This window comes from Kitasatospora sp. NPDC127121, from assembly GCF_042677305.1.
In the GTDB taxonomy this organism is placed as follows: domain Bacteria; phylum Actinomycetota; class Actinomycetes; order Streptomycetales; family Streptomycetaceae; genus Kitasatospora.
In genome coordinates this window covers 141,364-154,959 of the sequence record NZ_JBHXTQ010000002.1, presented here as the reverse complement: position 1 = coordinate 154,959, position 13,596 = coordinate 141,364, and the positions used below count along the sequence as shown (strand labels likewise).

Below are 13,596 nucleotides of genomic sequence, written 5' to 3'. Positions count from 1 at the left end.
CACCGTGTAAGACGTCCCGGTCGTCCCCCCCCCCCGGCCCCCCCCACCCCCCCCGGGGGGGCGCCCCCCCCCCCCCCCGCGCGGGCCCCCCGGGCCCGTGTCGTCTCAGCCCGAGAAACGGGAGCATCCGGATCCCGAGACGGGCATGGAGGAGCGGGCCCGGGAATCTATACGATGAGCCCATGCGTTCCGTCGATGTGAGCAACCAGGCCCCGGGCACCCGCCTCGTGGCGCGCCTGCACGTCGACCTGTGCCGGCTCGCCAGTGCGATCTGTCCCGGCACGCCCGCGCGTTCGCGCTGAGCCGCCCCGCCCCACCCGGGCCCACCGCCTGCCGGCGACGCCGAGCCCCGGGACCACCCTCCCCGCCGCGCCCGTCGCGGCCCACCTCACGACTCGCACAGGAGCGCACCCATGGCCATCGAGGTCCGCATCCCGACCATCCTCCGCACCTACACCGACGGCGCCAAGGCCGTCGAGGGCACCGGCAGCAACCTCGGGGAACTCTTCGCCGACCTCGACGCCCGCCACCCGGGCATCGCCGCCCGCCTGGTCGAGGGCGGCGAGCTGCGCCGCTTCGTCAACGTCTACCTGAACGACGAGGACGTCCGCTTCCTGGAGGGCATCTCCACCACCCTCGCCGACGGCGACAGCGTCACCATCCTGCCCGCCGTGGCCGGCGGAGCCCGCTGACCTCCCGCCCTCCCGCCCGCCCCGCGGCGGGCGGGAGGGCGCCCTTCCGCACCCTCACCGCCGTGGCCGGAGGCCTCCCTTGCGTTACGACAGCCCGCTCGAAGCCGTCGGCAACACCCCGCTGGTCCGCCTGCCGCGGCTGTCCGCGGCCGTCCCCGGCAACACCGACGGACAGGTGACGCTCTGGGCCAAGCTGGAGGACCGCAACCCCACCGGCTCGATCAAGGACCGCCCGGCGCTGCACATGATCGAGCGCGCCGAGGCCGACGGCCGGCTCACCCCCGGCTGCACCATCCTGGAACCCACCAGCGGCAACACCGGCATCTCGCTCGCCATGGCCGCCAAGCTCAAGGGCTACCAGATGGTCTGCGTGATGCCCGAGAACACCAGCGAGGAACGGCGCGAACTGCTCCGCATGTGGGGCGCCGAGATCATCCCCTCGCCGGCCGCCGGCGGCTCCAACACCGCCGTCCGGATCGCCAAGGAGATCGCCGCCGAGCACCCGGACTGGGTCATGCTCTACCAGTACGGCAACCCCGACAACGCGGGCGCCCACTACGCCACCACCGGCCCCGAGATCCTCGCCGACCTGCCGACCGTCACCCACTTCGTGGCCGGCCTCGGCACCACCGGCACCCTGATGGGCGTCGGCCGCTACCTGCGCGAGAAGGTCCCCGGCGTGCGGATCGTCGCCGCCGAACCCCGCTACGACGACCTCGTGTACGGGCTGCGCAACCTCGACGAGGGCTTCGTCCCCGAGCTGTACGACGCCGCGGTGCTCACCACCCGCTTCTCGGTCGGCTCCGCGGACGCCGTCCGCCGCACCCGCGAACTCCTCCAGCAGGAGGGCATCTTCGCGGGCGTCTCGACCGGCGCGATCCTGCACGCCGCGCTCGGCGTCGGCCGCAAGGCCGCGGCGGCCGGGGAACGCGCCGACATCGTGTTCGTGGTCGCCGACGGCGGCTGGAAGTACCTGTCCACCGGCATCTACACCGCGGAGACCACCGAGGCGGCCGTCGAGGCGCTGCAGGGGCAGCTCTGGGCCTGAGAAAAAGCCCTAGCGGTGCTGGAGGGCCTGCTGGGCGCGGGACCAGACCTGCCGGTCCACCGTGCCGGCCCGGCGGCGGAAGGCCGACAGCGGCACCTCGCGCAGCTCGTCGGTCTCCAGCCAGCTGGTGCGGCCCTGCCGGTCGCCCACCGAAGCGGGCGGCAGCGGCAGCACGCCCGGGCGTTCGCCGTGGTGCTTGCTGGTGATCTTCGCGACGGTGGCGGTGCGGCCGTGCACCCGCAGCACCAGGCACGGGCGGTCCTTCGACCCCGGGCCGTCCTCGAACGGGACCTCCGCCCACCAGATCTCCTGCGGCTGCGGCCCCGGACGGCCCTTGGCCGCCGGGCGCGGGCGCGGAGCCGTCGGCCCGGCCGGTCGCGGCGCCGGGCGGGTGCGCCGGACCAGCGTCCGCACGACGGCGGCCAGCAGCGCGACGCCCGCCACCGCCAGGACCACCCAGACCCCGGTCGAACTGTTCATGGCGCGAACCGTACCGGGCCTATGGCGGCCCCCACCACCGTGAGTGCCGGGACGGCCGGGCATTTGTCCGCAGCGTGCTCCCGGTTCGTCACGGAATGACCACGGTGCCCGTTCTGTGGAGAAGAGTCGCCAACGCCCGGACAGGCTGCCTCACGTACGCCCGCCCCGCCCCTCCGGAGGTGCCTCGTGGGGAGAAGCTCCGAGCTGTGGTCCTACGCCGAGATCGCCCGCCACATCAACGTGCAGGCCGAGACCGTCCGCAACTACCGGCGGCACGGTCTGCTGCCCGCCCCGGACGTCCTCGACGGCAGCGGCCACCCCCGCTGGTACCCCGACACGATCAAGGCCTGGGCCCGCAACCGCCCCCGCCACCGCTGACCCGACGGCACCCGAACGGACGGCACCGCCCCCGCCCCGGCGTTCTGGTGATTCCAGCCACAGCCCGGCACGGGGACGGGGGCAAAGTGCCGCTCCGCCCTTACTCTCGACACGCGAAGCAGTGCTACCGGCCGGTTTCACCGGCCCGGCCTGCCGTTTTCCAGCAGCAGCCAGGACGTGTCGGGGCGGAGGGGCTCGGATGAAACTGACCGTGGTGGGGTGCTCGGGGAGCTTCCCGTCCGCCGAATCGCCCTGCTCCAGTTACCTCGTCGAGGCCGACGGCTACCGCGTCGTGCTCGACCTCGGCAACGGCGCCCTCGGCGCCCTGCAGAAGTACGTGGACATCTACGAGGTCGACGCCGTCCTGCTCAGCCACCTGCACGCCGACCACTGCGTCGACCTGTGCGCCTACTGGGTCGCCCGCAACTACCGCGCCGAGGGCTGCCCCGACCCGATGCCCGTCTACGGCCCGGCCGGCACCGCCGAACGGCTCGCCCGCGCCTACGACATGCCGGAGAACCCGGGGATGAAGGAGGTCTTCGACTTCCACACCCTCACCCCCGGGGCCTTCGACCTCGGCCCGTTCCGGATCGAGGTCGCCCAGGTCAACCACCCCGTCGACGCCTTCGCCTTCCGCCTCGAACACGACGGTCGCGCGCTCGTCTACTCCGGCGACACCGGCGAGAGCGCCGAACTCGTCGAACTCGCCCGCGACGCCGACCTCTTCCTCTGCGAGGCCGCCTACATCGACGGCCGGGACACCTACCAGGCCGTCCACCTCAACGGCCGGGAAGCCGGCGAGCACGCCGCCGCCGCCCACGTCCGCCGGCTCGTCCTGACCCACATCCCCCCGTGGACCGACGCCGAGCACAACCGCCGCGACGCCGCCGCCGCGTACCCGGGCCCCGTCGAGGTCGCCCGGGCCGGCGCGGTGTACCGGATCTGAGCAGGCGGGCTGGTCGTCTCGGCGTCGGCCGTCTCAGGGGCGGCCGGGGAGCGGCAGGCCGAGGTGGTCGCGCAGGGTCGTGCCGCTGTAGTCGGTGCGGAACACCCCGCGTTCCTGGAGCAGCGGCACCACGCGGTCGACGAACGCGTCCAGGCCGCCCGGGGTCAGGTGGGGGACGAGGATGAAGCCGTCGGCCGCGTCGTTCTGCACGAAGAAGTCGATCCGCTCGGCGACCGTCGCGGGGGAGCCGATGAAGGACTGCCGGCCCGTCACCTCGATCACCAGCTCGCGGCTGGTGAGCTTCTTCTCGGCGGCCAGGGCCCGCCAGCGGGCGGCGACGGCCAGTGGGTCGCCGATCCGGACCCGGCCCTGGGCCAGGGCGCTGTCCGGGTCGGGGTCGACGGCGGGCAGCGGACCGTCCGGGTCGTGGTCGGACAGGTCGATGCCCCAGACCTGTTCCAGGAAGGCGATCGTGGTCTGCGGCCCGACCTGGGCCCGGCGGATCTCGGCGGCGAGTTCGGCGGCCTCGGCGTCGGTGTCGCCGAGGGCGAAGGTGACGCCGGGCATGATCTTCAGCTCGTCCGGCTTGCGGCCGTACGCGGCGAGCCGGCGCTTGACGTCCGCGTGGAAGGCCTGGCCGTCGGCGAGGGTGGAGTGCCGGCTGAAGACGACGTCGGCGGTCGCGGCGGCGAACTCCCGGCCCTCGTCGGAGTCCCCGGCCTGGATGACCACCGGGTGGCCCTGCGGCGGGCGGGGCAGCGAGAGCCGGCCCTCGACCTCGAACTGCGGGCCGCGGTGCCGGACGGTCTCCGCTCCGCCGCCCCAGAACTCCCGGGCGAGCTGCACGAATTCGGCGGCCCGGGTGTAGCGGTCGGCGCGGTCGAGGTAGCCGCCGCGGCGGAAGTTCTCCCCGGTGAAGGCGTCCGAGGAGGTGACCACGTTCCAGGCCGCGCGCCCGCCGGAGAGGTGGTCCAACGAGGCGAAGCGGCGGGCCAGTTCGTACGGTTCGTTGAAGGTGGCGTTGACGGTGCCGGCCAGCCCGAGGCGGGTGGTGACGGCGGCCAGCGCGTTCAGCACGGTGATCGACTCGGGGCGGCCGACCACGTCCAGGTCGTGGATGCGGCCCTTGTTCTCGCGCAGCCGCAGGCCCTCGGCGAGGAAGAAGAAGTCGAACTTCCCGCGCTCGGCGGTCTCGGCGAGGTGGCGGAAGGAGTCGAACTCGATGTGGCTGCCGGAGTCCGGGTCGCTCCACACCGTGGTGTTGTTGACGCCGGGGAAGTGCGCGGCGAGGTGGATCTGCTTGAGCGGGCGGTCCGTCATCGGGTCACCTCGGCGAGAGCGGCAGCGGACGGGATGGTGGACGGGGTGTTGGTGGCGGCGGCGGTGGCGTAGCGGTTGGCCGGGCGGGCCAGGCCGAGGTGGTCGCGCAGGGTGCGGCCGGCCGCGTACCCGGCGCGGAACAGCCCCTGGGCGCGCAGCACCGGGACGACCCGTTCGGCGAGGGCGGCCAGGTCCCGTTCGGGCTCGGCGGGGACGAGGTGGAAGCCGTCGACGCCGGTGCCGATCGCGGCGAGGTCGGCGAGCAGGCGGTCGGCCGCGGCGTCGTCGGGCAGGGCGGCATCGGTCCGGGCGAGGATGCGCAGGTGCTCGCCGGCGCGCAGCCGCAGTTCGGTGGCGGCCGCCAGCCGGGCGGCGTGGTCGGGGGCGTCCAGCAGCACGACGTCGGCGTACCGGATCGCCGTCGCGACCCGGGCGCGCCCGCCGGGGGAGGCGTACGGGGCGAGGTCGACGGCGGCCACCGGGACGGCGACGACCGGGCGGCCCTGCGGTGGGCGCGGGGTGATCGACGGTCCGCGGACGGAGAAGTGCGGACCCTCGAAGTCGACGTAGTGCAGCTTGTCGCGGTCGACGAACCGCCCGGTGGCGGTGTCGCGGATCTCCGCGTCGTCCTCCCAGCTGTCCCAGAGCCGGGCGGCGACCTCGACGGCGTCGGCGGCCTCGGCCCAGAGCGCGTCCGCGGGGGCGGTCGGGCGGCGGCCGAAGGCCTTGGCCTCGGCCTCGGTGGCGGAGACGCCGACCAGCCAGCCGGCCCGGCCCCGGCTCACCCAGTCCAGGGTGTTGACCGCGATCGAGGTGTGGAACGGCTCGGTGTGGGTGGTGGTGACGGTGGGCACCAGCCCGACCCGCTCGGTCAGCGGGGCGATCCGGGCGAGGGTGGCGAGGGCGTCGGGGCGGCGCGGTTCGGGGGTGAAGGAGTCGTCGAGGGTGACGAAGTCGAGGGTGGCCCGCTCGGCGAGGCGGGCGAGGGCGGCGTAGTGCCCGGCGTCGACGTGGCCGGGGCTGTCCAGGGCGGCGGAGAGGTGCAGTTGGCGGGGCATGCTGAGGCCTGACTTTCCTCGTGCGGACGCGTGCGGGCGACGCCGGCGAACGCGCACAGGGTGCGTGCGGGTGCGTACGGCCGCGCGCGGGTGCGCGGTGACGGCCCGGAGGCGGGCGGGGCCCGTGCGGGCGGGAGGGGAGGAACGGCGCCGGGCGGGAGGTCAGCCGGGCGGCGGGGGGAACGGTCGGCTCAGCCGCGACACGCCGCGGACCACACGCGACCGAAGTCGATGTGGCTGCGGGTCACCAGCGGGCAGGACGCGTTCACGGCTTCAGTTGACCAGTGCCTCCGCCGGTTCGTCAACCGCCGTTCCCGCCGACCCGGGCTGGGATGCACGACGACCCCGCCGGGATGCACGACGACCCCGCCCCGCCGCTGGGGGAGCAGCGGCGGGGCGGGGTCGTGGAGTGCGGACGGACGGGGCCTCAGGCCTTGGTCACGTCCTCGATCTCGTCCTCGTCCTCGCGACCGGGGGTCTTGAGGTTGAACTTGGTGATCGCGAAGCGGAAGAGGAGGTAGTACAGCGCGGCGAAGACCAGGCCGATCGGGATGATCATCCAGGGCTTGGTGGCCAGGTTCCAGTTGAGCAGGTAGTCGATCAGGCCGGCCGAGAAGCCGAAGCCGTCGTGCACCCCGAGGCCCCAGGTGACGGCCATCGAGAGGCCGGTGAGCAGGGCGTGGATCAGGTACAGCACCGGCGCGATGAACATGAACGAGAACTCGATCGGCTCGGTGACACCGGTCACGAAGCTGGTCAGCGCGACGGAGATCATCATGCCGGTGACGGCCTTGCGGCGGTCGGGGCGGGCGGTGTGGGCGATCGCCAGCGCGGCGGCCGGGAGACCGAACATCATGATCGGGAAGAAGCCGGACATGAACTGACCGGCGGTCGGGTCACCGTGGAAAAAGCGCGGGATGTCGCCGGTCCAGGTGTGGCCGGAGGCGTCGGTGAAGCTGCCGACCTGCTGCTGGAAGAAGGTGTTGAGGAACTGGTGCATGCCGACCGGGATCAGACCGCGGTTGGCGACACCGTAGATGCCCGCACCGCCGGCGCCGAGGCCGGTCAGCCAGTCGCTGGCGTGGGTCAGGCCGGTGCCGATCGGGCCCCAGGCCAGACCCATGAGGACGCCGAGCAGGGTGCCGACGAACGCCATGATGATCGGCACGAGGCGGCGGCCGTTGAAGAAGCCGAGCCAGTCGATGAGCTGCTTGCGGTGGTACTTCTGCCAGATCACGGCGCTGAGCAGGCCGACCACGATGCCGCCGAAGACCCCGGGGTTCTGGGGCTTTCCTTCCGGCAGCGCCGCGGTGATGGTCCCGTCCACCGGGAAGACGGTCAGCACGTTGTGGAAGACCAGGTAGCCGACCAGGGCGGCCAGCGCGGTCGAGCCGTCGGCCTTCTTGGCGAAGCCGATGGCGACACCGACGCAGAACAGCAGCGCCAGGTTCTTGAAGACCGCGTCACCGGCGGTGGCGAAGACCTCGGCGACCTTCCCCCAGCCGAGCCCGTCCTTGCCGAAGACATCGGGCTGGCCCAGCCGGACCAGGATGCCCGCGGCCGGGAGGACGGCGACCGGCAGCTGGAGGCTGCGGCCGATCTTCTGCAGGCCCTGGAGCAGGTTCTGGCCGAATTTCTTGGCGGGGCTTGGCGTGGCCGGAGCCGAGGCGGGCGTCGGTGCCTGCGCTGACTGACTCATTGGGGTGGGTTCCTAACGGCATGGCGGTCGGGGGAGGGGCACAGGGGGCCGAACCGCGAACTGGTCTACACCACGTGTGGTGTAGACCAGTTTTGTAGCACGGGTGGAGAAGGGGGGGAACCCCGGAAAGCGCCCCTGCCGGGAAGCGCTATGAAATCGAAACCTAGTTGCGGAACGACGATCATGATTACCCGCCGTGATTGGGATTTTGGCTATTTGCGCAACAAAAAGGCCCGGCCCCGCCCGGCGGCCCCGTCGAGGCCTCGTCAGGGGTCCGTCGCGGGCCCGGCGATGTGCGAACGGGGGCCGGGTCGGCGGGGTTCACGGGCGGACGCGGCGAGGCCCGGGCGGAGGCGGCCCCCGGAGCCCGGGTGCCCGCCCGCCGGGGTCCGGGCCGGGCGCGGCGGGCGGCGGGGAAGGGGCCCGCCGGGGTGTCGGACATCACGAACGACCGTCGGCCGGGAGGAGTCCGGGCCCCACCCCGTCCGGCTTCGGCCAATCCGCGGCTTTCCGACCCCCCGCGGCGCATGGTCGGGGCCGGCGCGGAAACGGCGGCGGCCGATTGCCGGCCACCGCCCGCGCCGGGCGGCGGCGGCCTTTCCCCACCCCCGGCGCGCCCCCGTCCGGCGGCCCGGCGGCCGGGCGGTGCGGGCCGCCCCGGCCCCGCCTGACACGGCCGACGGCCCGCCGGGGAATCCCCGGGGCGCATATCGGAATTGTTTTACCGCCCGGGCATTTGGTCCTTTCCGGAAATGCCGAAGGCCTCCGGGCCGTCGGGTCCGGAGGCCATTGCGGGTGCTGCCCGGTGACGCTCGGTTTCAGAGCTTGGTGACGTCCTCGACCTCGCTCTCGTCCTCCCGCCCGGGTGTTTTCAGATTGAATTTGACGATGATGAACCGGAAGAGCGCGTAGTACACGGCGGCGAAGCAGAGCCCGATCGGGATGATCAGCCACGGCTTGGTGGCCAGCCCCCAGTTGATGACGTAGTCGATCAGGCCGGCCGAGAAGCTGAAGCCGTCGTGCACCCCGAGCCCCCAGGTGACGGCCATCGAGGCGCCGGTCAGCAGCGCGTGCACGCCGTACAGGGCCGGGGCGACGTAGGCGAAGGAGTACTCGAGCGGTTCGGTGACGCCCGTCACGAAGGAGGTCAGGCCGACCGAGAGCATCAGGCCGTAGATCTCCTTGCGGCGGTGCGGTTTCGCCGAGTGCGCGATCGCCAGTGCGGCGGCGGGCAGCGCGAACATCATGATCGGGAAGAATCCGGACTGGAACTGGCCGGCCGTCGGGTCGCCCGCCAGGAAGCGCGGGATGTCGCCGTGCGCGATGGTGCCGTCCGGCTTGATGAACTCGCCGAACTGGAACCAGACGAATGTGTTCAGCAACTGGTGCATGCCGATCAGCAGCAGCGCGCGGTTGAACAGGCCGAAGATGCCGGCGCCGCCCGCGCCCAGGTCGGCCAGGGTCTGGCTGAAGTCGTTGAGCCCGCGGCCGATCGGCGGCCAGACCCAGAGCGCCACGCAGGCGGTGGCCAGGCCCACCACCGCGGTGATCATCGGCACCAGGCGGCGGCCGTTGAAGAAGCCCAGCCAGTCGACCAGCCTGGTGCGGTGGAAGCGGACCCAGAGCCAGGCCGACATCAGGCCGATCAGGATGCCGCCCAGGACGCCCGGGTTCTGGTACGTCGCGGCCGCCGCCTTGGCCGAGCTGTAGTCCACGCACTGGCCGGTCCAGGAGTCGGTGACCAGGACCGTCCCGCTCTTGCAGCTCTCCGGGAACGCGTGCAGGACCTTGTAGTAGACGAGGAAGCCCACCACGGCGGCCAGCGCGGTGGAACCGTCCGCCTTCTTCGCCATGCCGATCGCCACACCGACGCAGAACAGCATCGGCAGGCCGAACGAGGAGTCCAGCAGGGCGCCGCCGGCCGCGGCGAAGACCTTGGCGACGTCGGTCCAGCCGAGGCCGTCCTGGCCGAAGACGTCGGGCTGGCCGAGCCGGTTGAGGATGCCGGCCGCGGGGAGCACCGCCACCGGGAGCTGCAGGGAGCGGCCCATCTTCTGGAGGCCGCCGTAGAAGGTGTGCCACCACACGCGCTGCGGGGCCGTGGCGCCTGCCGAACTCATCCTTCGCCCTCCGGGAGCAGTTGCCGGCCGGTGGCCCCCGGCGGGACCCCCGGGCGGGGATCCGGAACACCCGGGGTCCTTTCTGCGTTCATCGGAGTACACATATATTGGTGTAGACCACTTTGGGACGCAGGCCGCACGCCGGGCGCGAGCCCGCTGCTCGTCATCCTCTGGTGGCGGCCGGGACCGTGCGCGCCGGAATGGGCCAAAAGTGGACTAACGTGGCAGATCGGACCGGAGCAGGTGATGCTGGTCGCGCTGCCCGGCGGCGCGACCGCGGCTGAACCCGCGTCAGCACCGGTACCGACCACGCCGGCCACCGGTCGGCGGACACCCCAGCACAGCGCAGGACGGCACCCGGCAGAGCGGCCGGCGGGCCGAGACAGAGGGAGAAATCAGATGGCCAGCAAGGCTGAGAAGATCGTCGCCGGTCTGGGCGGCATCGACAACATCGAAGAGGTCGAGGGCTGCATCACCCGCCTTCGCACCGAGGTCAAGGACGCCTCCCTGGTCAACGAGGCCGCCCTCAAGGCCGCCGGCGCCCACGGCGTCGTCAAGATGGGCACCGCCATCCAGGTCGTCATCGGCACCGACGCCGACCCGATCGCCGCTGACATCGAGGACATGATGTGAGCTGAGCCACCGGGCTCACCCCACCCCCGGCCCGCCGCCCCACCCGGGAACGGCGGGCCGAGGCGCACCAGGAACACCCGCTCCGAGCGACTACGCTCAGTGCCTATGTCACGCATCGACGGCCGCACCCCCGACCAGCTCCGCCCCATCACCATCGAACGGGGCTGGAGCAAGCACGCCGAAGGATCCGTCCTCATCTCCTACGGCGACACCAAGGTGCTGTGCACCGCCAGCGTCACCGAGGGCGTCCCCCGCTGGCGCAAGGGCAGCGGCGAAGGCTGGGTCACCGCCGAGTACTCCATGCTCCCGCGCGCCACCAACACCCGCGGCGACCGCGAGGCCGTCAAGGGCCGCATCGGCGGCCGCACCCACGAGATCAGCCGGCTCATCGGCCGCTCGCTGCGCGCCGTCGTCGACCACCGCGCCCTCGCCGAGAACACCATCGTCCTCGACTGCGACGTCCTCCAGGCCGACGGCGGTACCCGCACCGCCGCCATCACCGGCGCCTACGTCGCCCTCGCCGACGCCGTCGCCTGGGCCCGCGACCGCAAGCTCCTGCGCGCCAAGGGCCAGCCCATCACCGGCGGCGTCAGCGCCGTCAGCGTCGGCATCATCGACGGCGTCCCGATGCTCGACCTCCAGTACGAGGAGGACGTCCGCGCCGAGACCGACATGAACATCGTCTGCACCGCCGACGGCCGCTTCGTCGAGGTCCAGGGCACCGCCGAGGGCGCCCCCTTCGACCGCGCCCTGCTCGACCGCCTGCTCGACCTCGGCACCCTGGGCTGCGCCGAGCTCGACGAGATCCAGCGCAAGGCCCTGGAGGCCTGAACCGGTTCGGCCCACGGCGCCGTGGACCCGGATGTACCCGCCGCCGTACGGGCCGCTGTACACGCCGGGCCCGAAGCCCGTACGGTTCCCGCAGCACCCCTGCTGCGGGAACCGCGCACCCCCCGGCGCGCGTCCCGTCCCACGGAACCCGCGCGCCCCACAGGAGGACCGGATGCCGTCCAGCATCGCCCGCCCCGCCGCCCTCGCCGTGGCCGGCCTGATCGCCATCCTCCCGCTCAGCATGGTCAGTTGCTCCGCAGCCCAGAAGGCGATCGACTGCGGCAACACGGCGGTCAGGATCACCGGCGACCTCGCCGACGTCACCAGCGCCTACGGCAACGCGAGCAACGACTCGGCGGCCGCCGCGAAGGCGCTGGAGAAGCTCAGGACCGACCTCAACCAGGTCGGCAAGAACTCCAAGAACACCGACGTCGCCAAGGCCGTCGCCGACCTGCAGAAGCAGGCCGACAAGGTCCAGCAGGCCGTCGACAAGAAGGAGGTCCCCGACCTCAAGCCGCTCGGCGACGCGGCCGGCAACCTCACCTCGGTCTGCACCGGCTGACGCCGGAACGGCTGCCGATAGGGTGGGCGATATGTCCACCCGATTGATCCTCGCCACCCGTAACCAGCACAAGGTCGCCGAACTCCGCGCCATCCTCGGCGAGGCCGGCCTGGACGTCGAACTCGTCGGCGCCGACGCCTACCCCGAGATCCCGGACGTCCCGGAGACCGGCGTCACCTTCGCCGAGAACGCGCTCCTCAAGGCCCACGCCCTCGCCCGCGCCACCGGCCTGCCCGCCGTCGCCGACGACTCCGGCCTCTGCGTGGACGTCCTGAACGGCGCCCCCGGCATCTTCTCCGCCCGCTGGGCCGGCAAGCACGGCGACGACCGCGCCAACCTCGACCTGCTGCTCGCCCAGCTCTCCGACATCTCCGACCCGCACCGCGGCGCCCACTTCTTCTGCGCCGCCGCCCTCGCCCTCCCCGACGGCACCGAGCGCGTCGTCGAGGGCCGCCTCCTCGGCACCCTGCGCACCGCCCCCTCCGGCGACGGCGGCTTCGGTTACGACCCGATCCTCCAGCCCCTCGGCGAGACCCGCACCTGCGCCGAACTCACCCCCGCCGAGAAGAACGCCATCAGCCACCGCGGCCAGGCCTTCCGCGGCCTCGCCCCGGTCGTCAAGGACCTCCTGGGCTGAGAAAATCGAAGGGCCCGACCGGAATCATTCCGGTCGGGCCCTTCGATTTGAAGGTCATCCTGGTGCGGCCGAAGGGATTCGAACCCTCAAGCCCTCACGGGCCAACGGACCTAAACCGTCTGCGTCGCCTCTGCGCCACGGCCGCCTGTCCTGCTGACCATCATGTTACTGGGCCCGCGAATTGGCCGACACCTTCCTTCGACCAAGCCGCTAGGCAGCGTGCTTCCTCGACTTCTGTTTGCAGTAGGTCGGAGTGATGGCGTGGCAGTTCGGGCAGAGCAGCCGCAGGTTGTCCGGCCGGTTGTCCGACCAGTCCCCATTGATGTGGTCCACCTCCAGCGTCATCGGGTGCCCGCGCCACTCGGGGCCGGTGCTGCAGCCCTCGCACTCTTGCGGCCTGCCGAGTTCGTTCAGCGCGCTACGGATTCGCGAGCCGGGGAGCCGCTTGGCCCCCCAGGGGCGCTGAGCGAGGAGTTGTTCGGCGGGGATTCTGGTGGGGGCATGCTTGCCGCGGCCGTGGGCCTGCCCGGTGAAGTGTGAGGTGTCGATGCCGAGTGCCTTGATGCGGCGCCCGATGTGGGCCTGGGTGCCACCGGCCTGACGCTGGTCGAGGTAGCGCACGACTCCGGCCACGCTGTGCGAGGCCACGACGGCCTCCTGGAGGAGTTCCCGGGTGTAGACGGTTCCAGGCGACGGGAAGTGGGATGTGTCGATGCCGTACGCCTTGGCCTTCCGCCGCAGGTAGGAGCGGTTGTACTGGTTGGGTTCGCGGTCGAGTGCGATCAGCATCTCGTCGAGCGTGGTTGCGGCAGCAGCGACCTCGGCCAGCACCTCCTTCGAGTACTGGCGCTGCCTGTAGGCGCGGCATCCCTCCTGGGCGAAGTGCGAGGTGTCGATGCCGTAGTGCCGGAGCCGCCGGCTCAGGTAGCTGTGCGTGCCGCCCGCCATCGGCACGCCGAGCTTTCGCATCATGTCGTTGACGTTGCTGGACTCGGCCGCGAGCGACGCGAGCAGTTCGCGGGTGTACTTGACCGGCATGGTTGTTCCCCTTCGGGCAGTGGTTCGCCCGTCCCCCGGTGTGCGAACGATCGGTGGGGGGTTTGGTTACGGGTGACGGGGTTTCGGCCAGGGGGTGACTTGTTGTCGTCGGTGGGGTGACCGGCGGGGTTGGGGGTTTGATTACCAATTGGTA

15 protein-coding genes and 1 tRNA gene are annotated in these 13,596 nt (G+C 72.2%); 9 read left to right on the top strand and 7 right to left on the bottom strand.

The window, feature by feature from the left end; all coding sequences use genetic code 11:
- Window positions 1–182: 182 nt before the first annotated feature.
- From ACFVHI_RS02955 to ACFVHI_RS02945, 3 genes are all read left to right on the top strand, one after another.
- Window positions 183–302 (top strand): putative leader peptide, encoded by a 120-nt coding sequence (locus ACFVHI_RS02955; RefSeq protein WP_347878546.1) that lies wholly within the window; start codon window positions 183–185, stop codon window positions 300–302.
- A gap of 111 nt (window positions 303–413) precedes the next feature.
- Window positions 414–692: a MoaD/ThiS family protein gene (locus ACFVHI_RS02950; protein ID WP_063349212.1), complete on the top strand. Its 279-nt coding sequence runs from the start codon at window positions 414–416 to the stop codon at window positions 690–692.
- 79 nt (window positions 693–771) lie between these two features.
- Window positions 772–1,740, top strand: coding sequence for a PLP-dependent cysteine synthase family protein (locus ACFVHI_RS02945; RefSeq protein ID WP_380335161.1), 969 nt, complete (start codon window positions 772–774; stop codon window positions 1,738–1,740).
- 9 nt (window positions 1,741–1,749) lie between these two features.
- On the opposite strand, the gene ACFVHI_RS02940 is transcribed toward ACFVHI_RS02945, so the two are convergent.
- Window positions 1,750–2,220: a type II toxin-antitoxin system PemK/MazF family toxin gene (locus tag ACFVHI_RS02940; protein ID WP_380335158.1), complete on the bottom strand. Its 471-nt coding sequence runs from the start codon at window positions 2,218–2,220 to the stop codon at window positions 1,750–1,752.
- Window positions 2,221–2,406: 186 nt separating this feature from the next.
- Here ACFVHI_RS02940 and ACFVHI_RS02935 point away from each other — a divergent pair, with 186 nt between their 5' ends.
- Both ACFVHI_RS02935 and ACFVHI_RS02930 read left to right on the top strand, forming a co-directional pair.
- Complete coding sequence (locus ACFVHI_RS02935; protein ID WP_208869099.1) at window positions 2,407–2,598, top strand: MerR family transcriptional regulator; 192 nt, start codon at window positions 2,407–2,409, stop codon at window positions 2,596–2,598.
- 199 nt (window positions 2,599–2,797) lie between these two features.
- Window positions 2,798–3,544, top strand: a complete 747-nt coding sequence (locus ACFVHI_RS02930) for an MBL fold metallo-hydrolase (RefSeq protein WP_350881195.1) — start codon at window positions 2,798–2,800, stop codon at window positions 3,542–3,544.
- 33 nt (window positions 3,545–3,577) lie between these two features.
- Here ACFVHI_RS02930 and ACFVHI_RS02925 read toward each other — a convergent pair whose 3' ends face one another.
- From ACFVHI_RS02925 to ACFVHI_RS02910, 4 genes are all read right to left on the bottom strand, one after another.
- Window positions 3,578–4,864, bottom strand: coding sequence for an LLM class flavin-dependent oxidoreductase (locus ACFVHI_RS02925; RefSeq protein WP_380335155.1), 1,287 nt, complete (start codon window positions 4,862–4,864; stop codon window positions 3,578–3,580).
- Complete coding sequence (locus ACFVHI_RS02920) at window positions 4,861–5,922, bottom strand: LLM class flavin-dependent oxidoreductase (protein WP_380335152.1); 1,062 nt, start codon at window positions 5,920–5,922, stop codon at window positions 4,861–4,863. The genes ACFVHI_RS02925 and ACFVHI_RS02920 overlap by 4 nt, the downstream gene beginning before the upstream one ends.
- A gap of 427 nt (window positions 5,923–6,349) precedes the next feature.
- Window positions 6,350–7,621: a PTS transporter subunit EIIC gene (locus ACFVHI_RS02915; protein WP_380335149.1), complete on the bottom strand. Its 1,272-nt coding sequence runs from the start codon at window positions 7,619–7,621 to the stop codon at window positions 6,350–6,352.
- An 818-nt stretch (window positions 7,622–8,439) separates the two neighbouring features.
- A complete protein-coding gene (locus ACFVHI_RS02910) occupies window positions 8,440–9,741 on the bottom strand; it encodes a PTS transporter subunit EIIC (protein ID WP_063349219.1) in 1,302 nt (433 codons plus the stop codon).
- Between the two features lie 399 nt (window positions 9,742–10,140).
- Here ACFVHI_RS02910 and ACFVHI_RS02905 point away from each other — a divergent pair, with 399 nt between their 5' ends.
- From ACFVHI_RS02905 to rdgB, 4 genes are all read left to right on the top strand, one after another.
- A complete protein-coding gene (locus tag ACFVHI_RS02905; protein WP_063349220.1) occupies window positions 10,141–10,374 on the top strand; it encodes a glucose PTS transporter subunit EIIB in 234 nt (77 codons plus the stop codon).
- A gap of 105 nt (window positions 10,375–10,479) precedes the next feature.
- Window positions 10,480–11,205, top strand: coding sequence for a ribonuclease PH (gene rph / locus ACFVHI_RS02900; RefSeq protein ID WP_063349221.1), 726 nt, complete (start codon window positions 10,480–10,482; stop codon window positions 11,203–11,205).
- A gap of 172 nt (window positions 11,206–11,377) precedes the next feature.
- Window positions 11,378–11,767, top strand: a complete 390-nt coding sequence (locus ACFVHI_RS02895) for a hypothetical protein (protein WP_380335144.1) — start codon at window positions 11,378–11,380, stop codon at window positions 11,765–11,767.
- Between the two features lie 31 nt (window positions 11,768–11,798).
- Window positions 11,799–12,404, top strand: coding sequence for an RdgB/HAM1 family non-canonical purine NTP pyrophosphatase (gene rdgB, locus ACFVHI_RS02890; RefSeq protein ID WP_063349223.1), 606 nt, complete (start codon window positions 11,799–11,801; stop codon window positions 12,402–12,404).
- A 60-nt stretch (window positions 12,405–12,464) separates the two neighbouring features.
- On the opposite strand, the gene ACFVHI_RS02885 is transcribed toward rdgB, so the two are convergent.
- Together ACFVHI_RS02885 and ACFVHI_RS02880 are read right to left on the bottom strand one after the other, a co-directional pair.
- Window positions 12,465–12,549: transfer RNA gene (locus ACFVHI_RS02885), tRNA-Leu, on the bottom strand.
- A gap of 65 nt (window positions 12,550–12,614) precedes the next feature.
- The gene (locus ACFVHI_RS02880; RefSeq protein ID WP_063349224.1) at window positions 12,615–13,442 is read right to left on the bottom strand and encodes an HNH endonuclease; all 828 of its coding nucleotides are present in this window, start codon (window positions 13,440–13,442) and stop codon (window positions 12,615–12,617) included.
- Between the last annotated feature and the right edge of the window lie 154 nt (window positions 13,443–13,596).